A 15,430-nucleotide genomic window follows, 5' to 3' on the forward strand; every position below is an offset into this window, starting at 1 on the left:
AATTAAATTGCTTCCAGATCCATCTCACCAGTACGGATCCGTACCGCCTGCTGAAGATCAAAAACGAAGATCTTACCGTCACCGATTTTCCCGGTTTGGGCGGCGTTAGAAATCGCTTCAACCACGGCATCCACACTCTCGCTCTGAACGGCAATCTCCAGTTTGACTTTGGGTAAAAAGTCGACCTGATACTCAGCACCACGGTATAACTCTGTGTGCCCTTTTTGGCGGCCAAAGCCTTTTACTTCTGAGACAGTCATGCCATCAATACCAGCATCGGCCAACGCTTCACGAACGTCATCAAGCTTAAACGGCTTGATAATGGCGCTAATCAGTTTCATATCCTTCTCCTGAGTCCTTGTGTTTGCATCCCTCTGTCGGTATCAAGAGCCGTGCCAATATTTAACCCACATTAAATCAATCAGTTAGAAACAGGTTTGTCGTGAAAGTATTAATTTGCACCATATAAGTGCGAGGTATTCACCAAGACAGCGCACGCTTCTAGGATCAGCTTTCCGTTGCACCAAGGGAGAACAGAAAGCAAAACGTTGCAGGGAGAGAAGAAAAACGCGAGGGAGTCGATTTAGTCCGTAAGAGACACGCGTAACAATACACGTGCTAACGTGCCCGTTGCTGGATCAACACTGAGACGGCTTAGCGCCGCCCGTATCGAGTAATGAAATCTTGGTAAGCTTCTAGCATTTCTAAAAAGTCTTGATAACCACATGCCGCGCAGCTTTCTTCATCATAAAAGTCCAGCGCTTGTTCGCTGAGCGTGGCTTGCACTTCGTCTGAGGCTGGCTGCAGCATGGCATTGGCCATCACGACCACTTCATCGCGGTTAGCGGTGAGTGTAAACGTATGCCCGCGCCACTGCCGCTCCGAATTGAGTTGCTGTAATGCGTGTAGACATGATGTAACTCGGGTAAGCTCCGTGCCGAGCTCATCCAATAACCAACGCCCCATGGCTTCATGCCCCATAGAAAAAACAATCCGGTAGCTGTCATCAAAACTGTTGCGAGAAAATTCGTAATCCACACTGACCTCCAAATTTGGCAGGCTATTGTCCGGCTTTTTGCCAAAATTGCCAAGCCAGAGCTGTCATCAAAATATCACTTCAACCATACTTAAATAGAATAAAAGTAAGCAGTAAAGGATAGGCTTATGCATATCGTGATCGCGCCTGATTCATTTAAAGAGAGCCTTAGCGCTCCACACGTTGCTCAAGCGATTCAAGTAGGTATGGCATCAGTGCTACCTAACGCACAATTTTCACTGCTCCCCATGGCAGATGGTGGAGAGGGATTTGCGCAAAGCTTTCTCGAACGATTAGGCGGCGAGCGCTTTCATTGTGAGGTCACCGGCCCTGACTTTCGCCCCGTGACGGCCAGTTTTATCATCAATCGTGAGCACCGCATTGCAGTACTCGATGTTGCTAGTGCCTCTGGGCTTCCCTTGATTCCGCTTAACGAGCGAAATCCTCGCCATACCACCAGTTTGGGAACGGGCGAGCTGATACGAACCGCGCTTGACCATGATATTGACGAAATCATTATTGGCCTAGGCGGTAGCGCCACCAATGATGCCGGCGCCGGGATCCTCACCGCGCTAGGTGCAAAGCTCCTCGATGGCACGGGTAACCCCATTCTCCCAACGGGTGAAGGCCTTGGGGCGCTGATGACTGTAGATCTTGGCGCACTGGATCCACGCCTTAACACCGTCACGCTCACCGCCGCCTGTGACGTCGATAACCCCTTGTGCGGCCCGCATGGAGCTACGACCGTCTTTGGGCCGCAAAAAGGTGCCCAAGAAGAGGATATCCGGACTTTAGAACAATATCTGCATCGCTTTGCTAGCATCTGCCACTTACAGCTGGGCCAGTCAATTTCACACTTTTCTGGCGCTGGTGCGGCTGGAGGAATTGGCGCGGCATTGGGTGGGTTACTCGGCGCGCGACTTGAACCTGGCGTCGAGCTGTTGCTCTCACGCACGCATGCCCATCACCTGCTAGCGGAAGCTGATTGGGTGATCACTGGCGAGGGCCGAATCGATGGGCAAACCCAGCACGGCAAAGTACCAGCCGCTATCGCCAGAATCGCGCACTCTTACCACACTCCCGTCATCGTGCTCGCCGGCAGTGTCGGTGACGATTGCGAATCGCTTTACCAGCAAGGAATTAAAGCGATCTTCCCCATTCAAGCTGGCCCCTGTGCATTAAGCGACGCGCTGATGGACAGCAAGAAAAACCTCATGCGCACCAGTGAAAACATTGCACGTATGATCCAATTAGCGGGTCACTCATAGCGTGATTACCCAAACGCTGAGCAAAAAAAAGCGCCCCTAATATTGGGGCGCTTTCAGTCAATCTACGAGTAAATGGCGGTTATACCGCGGCTTTAATGATCACATCATCTGCTTTTTTGGTGTACTCATCCATCCGATGGAAATTGAGATAGCGGTACGTATCACTGGCGGTGGCATTAATTTGCTCGGCGTACTCCAGGTACTCGGCTCGGGTGGGGATCCGACCTAAGATCCCACCAACCGCAGATAACTCTGCCGACGCCAGATAGACATTCGCCCCCGTCCCTAGTCGGTTGGGGAAATTCCGCGTCGAGGTAGACAACACGGTGGATTTTTCTGCCACACGCGCTTGGTTACCCATACACAATGAACATCCTGGCGTTTCGATCCGCACACCTGCACGACCATAAATGCCGTAATAACCTTCGGCGGTGAGCTGATCCCGGTCCATTTTAGTCGGTGGTGCCACCCACATACGGGTAGATAAGCTCCCCCCAAATTTATCCAGCAGTTTACCCGCAGCACGGAAGTGGCCAATATTGGTCATACAGCTGCCAATAAAGACTTCATCCACACTGTCCCCAGCCACATCTGACAAGGTACGAGCGTCATCCGGATCGTTCGGTGCACACAAAATCGGCTCTTTGATGTCAGCCAGATCGATTTCGAGCACATGTGCGTACTCGGCATCGTTGTCCGCTTCCATCAGGTTTGGACTCTCAAGCCATTGCTGCATCGCTTGAATGCGGCGCTCAATGGTACGGCGGTCGCCATAGCCTTCCGAGATCATCCATTTAAGCATCACAATATTAGACTCGAGGTATTCAGCCACTGAGTCTTGCGATAACTTAACGGTACAACCGGCAGCAGAGCGCTCCGCTGACGCATCCGACAGCTCAAAGGCTTGCTCCACGGTGAGGTGCTCAACCCCTTCGATTTCCAAAATACGGCCAGAGAATTCGTTAATCTTGCCCGATTTCTCTACTGTCAGCAGCCCTTGCTGAATACCAAAGTAAGGGATTGCATGAACCAGATCACGTAAGGTGACCCCAGGTTGCATTTCGCCTTTAAAGCGCACCAAAACCGACTCAGGCATGTCCAACGGCATGACCCCAGTGGCGGCAGCAAACGCGACCAGGCCAGAGCCGGCTGGGAAAGAGATCCCGAGCGGGAAGCGGGTGTGCGAGTCTCCCCCCGTCCCCACGGTATCAGGCAATAGCATACGGTTCAGCCACGAGTGGATCACACCGTCACCGGGACGTAGCGCGACGCCACCACGATTCATAATAAAATCAGGTAATGTATGGTGGGTTTCGACGTCAACCGGCTTTGGATAAGCCGAAGTATGGCAGAACGACTGCATGGTTAAATCAGCGGTAAAGCCAAGGCATGCCAAGTCTTTTAGCTCATCACGCGTCATTGGACCGGTCGTATCTTGCGAACCCACGGTGGTCATTTTCGGCTCACAGTAAGTGTTAGGACGCACGCCCTTCACCCCACAAGCTTTGCCAACCATTTTTTGTGCCAGCGTGAAGCCTTTGGTGGAATCGGCCACTGGACGAGGGCGACGGAAGACCTCAGACGGTTCAAGACCCAGTGTTTCTCGTGCTTTATCGGTTAGGCCACGACCGATGATCAACGGAATACGGCCACCGGCACGCACTTCGTCATAAAGGATATCGGTTTTCAGCTGGAACGTAGACAGCACCTCATCAGTGCCGTGCTTGCACACTTTGCCATCGGCAGGGTATAGGTCAATCACATCGCCCATGTTGAGCTTGCTTACATCAAGCTCAATCGGCAGTGCCCCCGCATCTTCCATCGTATTAAAGAAGATTGGAGCAATTTTTCCTCCCAAACAAAAACCGCCGTAACGTTTGTTCGGGACATTCGGAATATCTTTGCCCATAAACCAAAGAACCGAGTTAGTGGCTGATTTCCGTGATGAGCCCGTCCCTACCACGTCGCCAACATACACCAGCGGATGGCCTTTTTCTTCCAGCGTTTTCATTTGCTCGATAGGACCAATGTCACCAGGTTTATCCGGGTGAATGCCGTCTCGTTCATTTTTAAGCATGGCTAACGCATGCAAAGGAATATCCGGACGCGACCACGCATCGGGCGCCGGAGAAAGATCATCCGTATTGGTTTCGCCCGAGACTTTGAACACCGTCAGGGTCACTTTTTCAGGAATTTGCGGTTTGCCCAAATACCAATCAGCATTCGCCCACGATTCCATCACTTGCTTGGCGTAGGCATTCCCGGCTTTCATTTTGTCTTCAACGTCATAAAACGCATCAAACATTAATAAGGTATGAGACAACACGTCTGCCGCAATAGGGGCAAGTTTGTCGTCATCGAGCAGGGTGATTAACGGCTCGATGTTGTAGCCACCTTGCATAGTACCGAGCAACTTAGTGGCACGCTCGGGGCTAATCAAGGGTGATTGCGCTTCGCCTTTGGCAAGGGCGGCAAGAAAGCCTGCTTTCACATAAGCGGCTTCATCGACACCTGGCGGGATTCGATTTTCCAGCAAATAAACGAGGGTTTCTTCTTCGCCAGCAGGCGGGTTTTTCAAGAGTTCTATCAGACTGGCGGTTTGCTCAGCGTTCAGCGGTTTAGGCACAATACCCTGAGCGGCACGTTCTTCGACGTGTTTACGGTAGGCTTCAAGCACGACTATTTCCTCTTTTCTCGGTCAGACCGTGTGGCCCAACATCCTTGGAAAGTGTTAGTACTCGTATCACGCTTATCCGGCGAAGTTTATTCAAATTTCCAGCAAGACGAGGGTTCGAGCACGTAACCGCTGCGTGAGGATAGCATTTTTAACCTAAAATTAAAATCTACCCGTTTTATGAAACATACGGCTTAGGTTTCAGTGACGCAGCACACTATTCCTACCCTTGAATGAAATGATCACAATGGATGTCGCCGTTGTCATTGATTATAAACTTTTTTTATCTTAGCACTGTGATCACCGCTGTATGACTGCGGGGGCACATAGCCAACACGCACGCCCTTACTTTTATCGGTTTGTGTTGAAATCGCGAACCCAGTGTCGTTTTCATCAATAAGTATGGGAAAGGGCTTCAATTTTATCGTCTCATCGCCGATACATTAAAAACGATGAATACAACTCTGCTAACTTAGACGTTAGTGCCATATACATCGTCACTTTTTTGTCACGCTAACTTGTCAACTTTTCGATGAATACAAAATAGCGCGTGATAGACCACATAGAGAGAAAGGCATGAAGCTAAAGCAACTCACGATAAAACAGAAACTCGTGCTGGCGTTTGTCTCAGCGGTGATCGCCTCTACCGCAATCATCAGTTATATGAGCTTAAGCCAAGCACGCGATATCATGGAAAAACGGCTACTTGAAAACGAACTACCCACTACCCTCACCCAGTTTAGAGACACCATTGATAGTGAGGTGAACCAGCTCCAATCTGCCGCACGCCAACTGGCCTCAAACCCGGTGATGCTAGATATTATCAGCCAAGATATTACATCGGCCGAAGAAGCGCGTGTTGTGAAGCAACTCAACGTGCTACGTGACCAATACGACCTCAATGACGCGTCAATCGCCAACCGTAATACGGGCCAGTACTGGAATCAGAATGGCTTTTTACGCGTATTAACACGAGAAAAGGACGGTTGGTTTTACAACTTCCTCGACAGTGGCAATGCCACCATGGCGCAAGTGTTTCAAGAAGATAATGGTGAGCTCAAACTGTTCGTCAACTTTCAACAGCTCAATGGCAAAGGCTTAGCCGGTTTTTCTCGCTCCTTAGAAGATATGACCCGCTTTTTGAATCAGTTCAAAATCGAACAATCAGGGTTTGTCTTCTTGGTCAATGCTGATGGTCTGGTACAGCTTCACCGTGATACCAATCTGATGGGCGAACAAACACTGAGTGATGTGTATGGATCGCAAGTCCGCAGCTTGCTGCAAAAAGGGGACTTTAACCTCCTAGACACCAGTATTAACGGCGAAGACGTGTTACTCGCGTCGAGCTATGTTCCTTCTATGGATTGGTTTGTTATCGCGGATGTTCCCGCAGAAGAAGTCTACGCCCCCCTCAATGAAACGCGTAACCAGATCCTGATGGTGTCGCTAGTCGTGGGCCTGATTTTCATCGTGGTTGCCGTTTGGCTCGCTGCCACCATCACCAAACCCATCCAATATGTCGCCAATGTGTTCCGTGAAATCGGGGAAGGTGAAGGCGATTTACGTCAGCGTGTGGATATTCATAGCCAAGATGAAATTGGTCAGCTCGCCTCTGGCTTTAATAGCTTTGTGGAAAAAATCCATCGCCTCGTTTCGGATGTCGCTAGCACCGGGGGGGAACTTCGCAATGCGGCTGAGCAAGTCTCGTCACAAGCCAGCGCCACCCAGTCGCAGAGTGAGTATCAACGTGATCGCACCGTTCAAGTGGTCACCGCGATCAATGAAATGGGGGCCACGGTGAATGAGATTGCGGGCAATGCCGCCAATGCGGCCAGTGCGGCCAACCAAGCTTCTGATGATGCGGCAAGTGGCCAAGGCGTGGTCACCCAAGCACGCGATACCATCGCCAGCCTGGCTGACGACATGGAGAACATGTCGAAAGTGATCAGCGCCCTGGCTGAAAACACCGATTCTATTGGCGGTATTTTGGATGTGATCCGCGGCATCTCCGAGCAAACCAACTTACTGGCGCTGAACGCGGCGATTGAAGCGGCACGGGCAGGTGAACAAGGACGCGGCTTTGCGGTTGTCGCCGATGAGGTCCGTAACCTTGCTAGCCGCACGTCAGATTCAACCGATGAAATACAAACCATGATCGACCGCCTCCAGACAGAAGCACACAATGCGGTTCAAGCCATGGAGCAAAGCCGCACTATGACCGCGGAAGGGGTGAATGCATCCGATGAGGCTTCACAATCACTGAATGCGATCAATGAGCAGATTGTGCAAATCTCGGACATGAACACGCAAGTAGCAACCGCGACAGAAGAGCAATCGACCGTGGTCAACGATATTAACCAAAATATCGAAGAGATTAACCATAGTTCACAGCAAACCGCGGATACCGCCAATACCATGGCAGAAGCCAGTGAGTCATTGCGCGATCTTTCCAAACGTCTTGATACCCTGGTAGGCAGCTTCAAACTCTAAACCATTGTAATCCTACCCACTAACGTACGAAGCGGGCCTTAGCCCGCTTTTTTTGTTCACGACCAAGTACATGACAGATATAAAAAAGCCCCGCATGGCGGGGCTGAGTCAGAAAAATATAGACGCGTAGTTTATTTCTTTTTCTTCGCTTTCGGGTTAGGCATATCGGTGATTGAGCCTTCAAACACTTCTGCAGCCAAACCAACCGATTCGTGCAAGGTTGGGTGGGCATGAACCGTCAGTGCGACATCTTCGGCATCACAGCCCATTTCGATCGCAAGGCCGATTTCACCCAACAGCTCGCCACCATTAGTGCCGACAACGGCACCACCGATGACACGGTGCGTATCTTTATCAAAGATAAGCTTGGTCATACCGTCAGCGCAGTCAGATGCAATCGCACGGCCTGAAGCCGCCCATGGGAAGGTCGAGGCTTCGTAGTTGATCCCCTCTTCCTTACATTCTTTCTCGGTTTTACCCACCCAAGCCACTTCTGGCTCAGTGTAGGCAATCGATGGGATCACTTTTGGATCGAAGTAATGCTTCTTACCCGAAATGACTTCGGCAGCCACGTGACCTTCATGCACACCTTTGTGTGCCAACATAGGTTGACCCACGATGTCACCAATCGCATAAATATGCGGCACGTTAGTGCGCATCTGCTTATCTACATTGATAAAGCCACGATCGTCGACTTCAACACCGGCTTGACCTGCATCAAGCAGTTTACCGTTCGGGCTACGGCCAATCGCCACCAGCACAGCGTCATAACGCACTGGCTCAGCCGGGGCTTTTTTGCCTTCCATCGTTACGTAGATGCCATCTTCTTTGGCCTCTACTGCGGTGACTTTGGTTTCCAGCATCAGGTTCATTTTCTTGCTGATACGCTTGGTAAAGACTTTGATCACGTCTTTATCGGCCGCTGGGATCACCTGATCGCACATTTCGACCACATCAACCTGTGAACCCAATGCGTGATAGACTGTGCCCATTTCTAGGCCAATGATACCACCACCCATCAGCAACATTTTTTCTGGCACATCTTTAAGCTCTAGCGCGTCGGTTGAGTCCCAGATACGCGGGTCATCATGCGGAATAAATGGTAGCTCGATAGGACGAGAACCCGCCGCGATGATCGCGTTGTCAAAATTGATAGTGGTGTTTTCTTCACCTTCGACTAACAGGGTGTTCGCGCCGGTGAAACGGCCTTTGCCATTCACCACGGTCACTTTACGCTGCTTGGCCATACCGCCCAAGCCGCCGGTAAGCTGACCGATGACCTTATCTTTCCAAGAGCGGATTTTATCGATATCGGTTTGTGGCTCGCCGAAAACCACGCCGTGATCCGCCATGGCTTTGGCTTCTTCGATCACTTTGGCAACGTGTAGTAGGGCTTTAGAAGGGATACAGCCAACGTTTAAACACACACCGCCTAGGGTGTTGTAACGTTCAACCAGCACTGTTTCCAAACCTAGGTCGGCACAGCGGAAAGCGGCGGAGTATCCAGCAGGACCAGCGCCAAGGACGACGACTTGCGCTTTGATTTCTTTACTCATTCTGACCTCGTTGTAGTCTTATTCCCTGACAGGCTAAGAGCGGTAATTTATTATTGTTGTGGGTATTTGAGAGCCACAGTTTACAGCCATGTTAATGGGCTGAAAAATAAAAACCCATAGCCTGTGAGCTGCACAACAATTCCCAACCGACCCATCACGGGCCGGTGGGGTTGTCGGTGTTGCGATTACAGTACCAAACGGCGGATATCAGACATTAGACCGTTAAGGTAGCTAATAAAGCGCGCACCTTCGGCACCGTCGATCACACGGTGGTCGTAAGACAGTGACAGCGGCAGCATCAGGCGAGGTTCGAAGTCCTTACCATTCCATACTGGCTTCATTTCTGACTTAGACACGCCCAAGATAGAGACTTCTGGCGCGTTGACGATAGGGGTAAATGCGGTTCCACCCAGGCCACCTAGGCTTGAGATAGTAAAGCAACCACCCTGCATGTCTGACGCGGTCAGTTTACCCGAACGGGCTTTCTTCGAGACCACCATCAGCTCTTCAGACAGCTCATGAATGCCTTTCTTGTTCACGTCTTTAAAGACTGGAACAACCAGACCATTTGGTGTGTCAACCGCGATACCGATGTTGACATACTTCTTCATGATCAGGCTCTCACCGTCTTCAGACAGTGACGCATTGAATGAAGGGAAAGCTTCCAGCGCTTTAGCTGCCGCTTTCATGATGAACACCAGTGGGGTGATCTTCATGCCAGAGTCTTTCTTCTTCTCGATCGCGTTTTGTTCTTTACGGAACGCTTCAACTTCAGTGATATCCGCGTTGTCCCACTGGGTTACGTGCGGGATCATCACCCAGTTACGTGCCAGGTTCGCACCTGAGATCTTCTTAATGCGTGACAATGGCTTCACTTCGGTTTCACCGAATTTGCTGAAGTCCACTTTTGGCCAAGGTAGCAGACCCAGTGCGCTACCGTCGCCTGAGCCAGACGCTGCACCCGATTCAAGGCGTTTCAGGGCGTCTTTTACAAAGCTCTGAACGTCTTCTTTCAATACGCGCCCTTTACGACCCGTCCCTTTAACCTTGGCAAGGTTAACACCGAATTCACGGGCAAGACGACGAACAACAGGAGATGCATGCGCGTACTCTTTGTTTTCTACAAATTCGTCTTTACCGGCGTCAGCTTTGGCAGCAGGTGCTTCAGCTTTAGGGGCTGGCGCAGGGGCTGCTTTCTCTGCAGGTGCAGATGCCGCAGGCGCTGCTGGGGCGCTACCAGCCACCTCGAACACCATGATGTGCGAGCCGGTGGACACTTTATCGCCCGCCGCAATTTTGATCTCTTTGACCGTACCCGCAAACGGTGCAGGGACTTCCATTGACGCTTTGTCGCCTTCAACGGTGATCAGTGACTGCTCTTCTTCAATGGTATCGCCAACGGCAACCATGATGTCAGTCACTTCAACTTCATCACCACCAATGTCTGGCACGTGAACGTCTTTGGATTGTGCTGCTGCAGGCGCTGCTGGCGCGTCTACGGCTGGAGCACCGCCACCGACTTCAAACATCATGATCAGTGAGCCGGTTGACACTTTGTCGCCCGCGGTGATCTTGATCTCTTTGACGGTACCCGCGAACGGTGCAGGCACTTCCATTGAGGCTTTGTCGCCTTCAACGGTGATCAGTGACTGCTCTTCTTCAATGGTGTCGCCGACCGCGACCATGATCTCGGTGACTTCAACTTCATCGCCACCGATATCAGGCACGTGCACTTCTTTGATTTCTGATGCGGCCGCTGGTGCAGCAGCAGGGGCGGCGGGTGCCGCCTCTTGCGCCGGAGCGCTTTGTGCTGATGCTTCCGCTTCAAAGATCATAATCAAAGAACCAGTGGTGACTTTGTCACCCTCGGCAATTTTGATTTCCTTGACCACACCCGCTTGTGACGCAGGGACTTCCATGGATGCTTTATCACCTTCAACGGTGATTAACGACTGCTCTTCTTCTACCTTGTCACCGACGCTGACAAGGATCTCAGTAACTTCTACTTCATCCGCACCGATGTCAGGTACATTAATCTCGATTGACATTGTTTCAGCCTCTTACGCGAACAGCGGGTTTACTTTGTTGGTATCGATGTCGAATTTCTTAATCGCTTCTGACACGACTTTCTTATCAACATCACCACGCTTAGCCAGCTCGTTGAGTGCCGCAACCACTACATAGCCTGCATTCACTTCGAAGTGACGGCGTAGGTTTTCGCGGCTATCAGAACGACCAAAGCCGTCTGTGCCCAGCACTTTATAAGACTCCGCTGGGATAAATGCACGAACTTGGTCAGCGTAGTTTTTCATGTAATCAGTCGCAGCAATTGCAGGCTCAGATCCCATGACCGTTTGGATATAAGGCACTTTGCTTTCTGCATCTGGGTTCAGCATGTTGAAACGATCAACATCTTGGCCGTCACGTGCTAGCTCGTTGAATGAGGTCACGCTGTAGATGTCAGACGCTACGCCGAATTCATCGCTAAGCAGTTTCGCCGCTTTGCGCACTTCCGTCATGATGGTGCCAGAGCCCATTAGCTGAACTTTTGCTTTGTCGCCCGTGTAGGTTTCTAGTTTGTAGATACCTTTACGGATACCGTCTTCCGCGCCCTCTGGCATCGCTGGCTGATGATAGTTTTCGTTCATCAGCGTCAGGTAGTAGTACACGTTTTCTTGATCAGGGCCGTACATGCGACGGATACCGTCTTGCATGATCACTGCCACTTCGTACGCGAAGGTTGGGTCATAAGACACACAGTTAGGCACCGTGCTCGCCAGAATATGGCTGTGACCGTCTTCGTGCTGAAGGCCTTCACCGTTGAGCGTTGTACGGCCTGCGGTGGCACCCAATAGGAAACCACGCGCTTGCTGATCACCCGCCATCCACGCCATGTCGCCAACACGTTGGAAACCGAACATGGAGTAGTAGATGTAGAATGGGATCATTGGCAGGTCATTGGTGCTGTAAGACGTCGCCGCCGCTACCCACGATGACATCGCGCCTAGCTCGTTAATACCTTCTTGCAGTACCTGGCCGCCCTGCTCTTCTTTGTAGTAAGAGACAACGCCACGGTCTTCTGGAGTATAGGTTTGTCCTTGCGGATTATAGATACCCACCTGACGGAACAGACCTTCCATACCAAAGGTACGGGCTTCGTCCGCAATGATTGGCACAATGTTTTTGCCAATGCTTTTGTCTTTTAGCAGCACATTCAGAGAGCGCACAAACGCCATAGTGGTAGAGATATCACGCTTCTGTTCAGACAGTAGTGCTGAGAAATCATCCAGTTTTGGCAGGGTCAGTTCTTCAGTGAACTTTGGTAAACGCTGTGGAGTATAACCGTGCAGGGCTTTACGACGTGCGTGGAGGTATTCGTGCTCCGCAGACCCTTCTTCCAACTTCAGGTACGTCAGATTTTGCACATCATCGTCAGACAGCAAATCTTGCAGGCCCAGACGATCACGCATAGCGTGAACATGGGTCATGTCCATTTTCTTCACTTGGTGCGCGATGTTTTTCCCTTCAGCCGCTTCACCCATGCCGTAACCTTTCACGGTTTTCGCCAGGATCACGGTTGGACGGTCGTTGCACTCTTGTGCCGCTTTAAACGCTGCGAACAGTTTTGATGGCTCATGACCACCACGCTTCAGTGCAAAGATTTCTTCGTCGGTCATATCGGCAACCAAGGCTGCAGTTTCAGGATATTTACCGAAGAAGTGCTCACGTACGTAGGCGCCATCTTTTGATTTGAAGGTTTGATAATCGCCGTCGATGGTTTCGTTCATCAACTGCAGCAGCTTACCTGAGGTATCTTTCGCCAGTAGTTTATCCCAGCCAGAGCCCCAAACCACTTTGATCACGTTCCAGCCAGCGCCTTTAAATAGGCCTTCTAGCTCTTGAACAATCTTACCGTTACCCATCACAGGCCCATCGAGACGCTGGAGGTTACAGTTGATCAAGAAACATAGGTTATCCAGTTTTTCACGCGCGGCAAAAGAAAGCGCACCGCGTGACTCTGGTTCGTCCATCTCGCCGTCACCCAGGAACGCATAAACGCGCTGCTCTGAAGTGTCTTTCAGGCCACGACCGTTCAGGTACTTGAGGAAACGTGCTTGGTAGATAGACGCAATGGGACCCAGACCCATAGAAACGGTTGGGAATTGCCAGAACTCAGGCATCAGTTTCGGGTGCGGGTAAGAGGAAATACCTTTACCGTCGACTTCTTGACGGAAATTGTCGAGCTGATCAGCAGTTAGACGCCCTTCCACAAACGCACGTGCGTAAATGCCTGGAGAGATATGGCCTTGATAATAAACCAGATCGCCACCATCTTTCTCGTTAGGCGCACGGAAGAAGTGGTTAAAACAAGTTTCATAGAACGCAGCCGATGACTGGAATGACGCCATGTGGCCACCCAGCTCTAAATCTTTCTTGGACGCGCGCAACACGATCATGATTGCGTTCCAACGAATGATAGAACGGATACGACGTTCCAAGTTCACATCACCTGGGTAAGCAGGTTCTTGATCCGCAGGGATGGTATTTACATAGTTGGTGGTCACGCCCGTTGGCATGTCAACACCGTCTAAACGTGCTTGCCCTAAGACTTGCTCCAGAAGGAACTGGGCACGTTCTACACCTTCTTCACGAACGACTGACTCAAGAGCTTGCAACCACTCTTGGGTCTCAAGTGCGTCCACGTCATTTTTCATGACTTCAGACATGGCGATCTATCCTTTCGTTGATTGACTCGTACAAAACAAACGTTGTCGCAGCTGAGGGGCTCCCTTGCCTTTATATGATGGCGAATAGGGTTCACTCCAGCTCGTCCTTGCGTTGTTGAATTCGGCGTAGAGACCGTTCGCGACGGCTTTCTTCTCGACCAAGATCCAACAGAGTTTCCTCAATGTAAGCTAAGTGTGCATGCGATGCCTGCCTGGCTTTTTCTGGCTCACCAGCGGTAATTGCATCCACGATCTCAGCTCGGTGTCGGCTGACGTTTTCTACCGTCTCTTGACGGCGATAAAGTAGCTCAAAATTCTGTAAAATATTCTGTTCCAGTAACGGGGCGAGGCTACGCATAATATGAAGTAACACCACATTGTGCGCCGCTTCCGTTACGGCAACGAGATACTGCATCACAGCCGATGCTTCGGCCTTTAAATCCCCATCTTTCTGCGCCTGGCGAATCGCATCGTGGCAGTCTTCTACACGCAAAAAATCTTCTTCCGTGCCGCGCAGTGCAGCAAAGTAAGAAGAAATGCCTTCCAATGCATGACGGGATTCCAACAAATCAAGCTGGGTTTCAGGATGATCCGCCAATAACTCTAGCAGGGGTTCTGAAAATCGCTGCCACAGCCTTTCGCTCACAAAGGTACCGCCACCTTGCTTGCGGGTTAGCAACTTTTTTACTTCAAGCCGCTGAATCGCTTCGCGTACCGATGGACGAGATACATCAAATTGCGTCGCTAGCTCTCGCTCAGGTGGCAGCTTCTGGCCGGGGGATAAGGTCCCTTCCAAAATCAAGCCTTCGAGCTCTTTTTCAATTACATCTGAGAGTTTGGGTTGACGAATTCGCTGATATGCCATTGTTTTTATTGACCATCCACATTGAAAGTAATGACTTTCAACCGCAGAAACTGACTGATTGTAAATTGGTAAGACCAATTACTTTATTATTCTCTAAAGTTACCAGACAGCGGATATTCTGTCCACCTGAACTTTGATTGACATCATGGAAACCGCTGTATTCATAACGTAACAGTCTCTATAACTGAACACATCGAAATTGGTAAGACCATTTTTTTTGGATTGCTTTATTCGTCGATCCCAAGTAGAGAATGTAATTTTTTCCAGTCAAAAGCTTCGCCTGGATCTGTTTTACGTCCAGGGGCTATATGTTGATGTCCGGTGATTCGATCACGGGTAATGGCTGGATAATACTGCATCAGCGTCTGCGTGACCGCCGCTAACGATTGGTACTGCTGTTCTGTGTAGGGAAGTGTGTCCGTGCCCTCAAGCTCAATCCCGATAGAAAAATCGTTACATTGCTGCCGACCGTTAAAACACGAAGCGCCAGCATGCCATGCACGTGCATTGAATGGTACAAACTGGATCACACTTCCATCTCGTCGGATCAGTAGGTGTGCCGAGACGCGCAGAGCTGTAATTTCCGCAAAATAAGGATGCGTGTCTGGATCCAACCGCCCCTGAAAAAACTGCTCGATATAGGGGCCATCGAATTGACCGGGGGGCAGACTGATATTATGTATCACTAGCAAGGAAACATCCTCGCTATCCGGACGTTGGTTATAATGCGGGGACAGGCAAGCACGTGCGCTCACGAGCCAATGTTCATCGATTCGCATACAAGGCATGCAGCCTCCCAGTCAGCAAAAGTGAT

At 50.6% G+C, this 15,430-nt stretch carries 10 protein-coding genes; 2 read left to right on the forward strand and 8 right to left on the reverse strand.

Annotation, left to right across the window (positions count from 1 at the left end):
- Positions 1-2: 2 nt before the first annotated feature.
- Positions 3-341, reverse strand: a complete 339-nt coding sequence (locus BUQ98_RS09080; RefSeq protein ID WP_074213455.1) for a P-II family nitrogen regulator — start codon at positions 339-341, stop codon at positions 3-5.
- 313 nt (positions 342-654) lie between these two features.
- Positions 655-1,038: a YacL family protein gene (locus BUQ98_RS09085; RefSeq protein ID WP_074213456.1), complete on the reverse strand. Its 384-nt coding sequence runs from the start codon at positions 1,036-1,038 to the stop codon at positions 655-657.
- Positions 1,039-1,164: 126 nt separating this feature from the next.
- Between BUQ98_RS09085 and BUQ98_RS09090 the strand changes: the two genes are divergently transcribed.
- On the forward strand, positions 1,165-2,304 hold the full coding sequence (locus BUQ98_RS09090; protein WP_074213457.1) for a glycerate kinase: 1,140 nt from the start codon (positions 1,165-1,167) through the stop codon (positions 2,302-2,304).
- 79 nt (positions 2,305-2,383) lie between these two features.
- On the opposite strand, the gene acnB is transcribed toward BUQ98_RS09090, so the two are convergent.
- Entirely contained in the window at positions 2,384-4,981 is a 2,598-nt protein-coding gene (gene acnB / locus BUQ98_RS09095; RefSeq protein ID WP_074213458.1) for a bifunctional aconitate hydratase 2/2-methylisocitrate dehydratase, read from the reverse strand.
- 573 nt (positions 4,982-5,554) lie between these two features.
- Between acnB and BUQ98_RS09100 the strand changes: the two genes are divergently transcribed.
- The gene (locus BUQ98_RS09100; protein ID WP_074213459.1) at positions 5,555-7,468 is read left to right on the forward strand and encodes a methyl-accepting chemotaxis protein; all 1,914 of its coding nucleotides are present in this window, start codon (positions 5,555-5,557) and stop codon (positions 7,466-7,468) included.
- Positions 7,469-7,599: 131 nt separating this feature from the next.
- Here BUQ98_RS09100 and lpdA read toward each other — a convergent pair whose 3' ends face one another.
- The 5 genes from lpdA to ampD form a co-directional block, all read right to left on the reverse strand.
- A complete protein-coding gene (lpdA, locus tag BUQ98_RS09105) occupies positions 7,600-9,024 on the reverse strand; it encodes a dihydrolipoyl dehydrogenase (RefSeq protein WP_074213460.1) in 1,425 nt (474 codons plus the stop codon).
- 185 nt (positions 9,025-9,209) lie between these two features.
- Positions 9,210-11,072 carry a pyruvate dehydrogenase complex dihydrolipoyllysine-residue acetyltransferase gene (aceF, locus tag BUQ98_RS09110; protein ID WP_074213461.1) on the reverse strand — a complete coding sequence of 621 codons (1,863 nt, stop codon included), beginning with the start codon at positions 11,070-11,072 and terminating at the stop codon, positions 9,210-9,212.
- Between the two features lie 12 nt (positions 11,073-11,084).
- Positions 11,085-13,751 (reverse strand): pyruvate dehydrogenase (acetyl-transferring), homodimeric type, encoded by a 2,667-nt coding sequence (aceE, locus tag BUQ98_RS09115; protein WP_074213462.1) that lies wholly within the window; start codon positions 13,749-13,751, stop codon positions 11,085-11,087.
- A 91-nt stretch (positions 13,752-13,842) separates the two neighbouring features.
- Entirely contained in the window at positions 13,843-14,616 is a 774-nt protein-coding gene (gene pdhR, locus BUQ98_RS09120) for a pyruvate dehydrogenase complex transcriptional repressor PdhR (protein WP_074213463.1), read from the reverse strand.
- Positions 14,617-14,843: 227 nt separating this feature from the next.
- Complete coding sequence (gene ampD / locus BUQ98_RS09125) at positions 14,844-15,404, reverse strand: 1,6-anhydro-N-acetylmuramyl-L-alanine amidase AmpD (protein ID WP_371515106.1); 561 nt, start codon at positions 15,402-15,404, stop codon at positions 14,844-14,846.
- Positions 15,405-15,430 lie beyond the last annotated feature (26 nt).

Source organism: Salinivibrio sp. ES.052, assembly GCF_900141775.1.
Lineage (GTDB): Bacteria > Pseudomonadota > Gammaproteobacteria > Enterobacterales > Vibrionaceae > Salinivibrio.

Excerpts from the sequence above, each read along its gene's own strand:
- BUQ98_RS09080 (WP_074213455.1), bottom strand. The coding sequence starts at position 341 with ATGAAACTGATTAGCGCCATTATCAAGCCGTTTAAGCTTGATGACGTT.
- BUQ98_RS09090 (WP_074213457.1), top strand. The coding sequence starts at position 1,165 with ATGCATATCGTGATCGCGCCTGATTCATTTAAAGAGAGCCTTAGCGCT.
- BUQ98_RS09100 (WP_074213459.1), top strand. The coding sequence starts at position 5,555 with ATGAAGCTAAAGCAACTCACGATAAAACAGAAACTCGTGCTGGCGTTT.
- lpdA (WP_074213460.1), bottom strand. The coding sequence starts at position 9,024 with ATGAGTAAAGAAATCAAAGCGCAAGTCGTCGTCCTTGGCGCTGGTCCT.
- aceF (WP_074213461.1), bottom strand. The coding sequence starts at position 11,072 with ATGTCAATCGAGATTAATGTACCTGACATCGGTGCGGATGAAGTAGAA.
- aceE (WP_074213462.1), bottom strand. The coding sequence starts at position 13,751 with ATGTCTGAAGTCATGAAAAATGACGTGGACGCACTTGAGACCCAAGAG.
- pdhR (WP_074213463.1), bottom strand. The coding sequence starts at position 14,616 with ATGGCATATCAGCGAATTCGTCAACCCAAACTCTCAGATGTAATTGAA.
- ampD (WP_371515106.1), bottom strand. The coding sequence starts at position 15,404 with ATGCCTTGTATGCGAATCGATGAACATTGGCTCGTGAGCGCACGTGCT.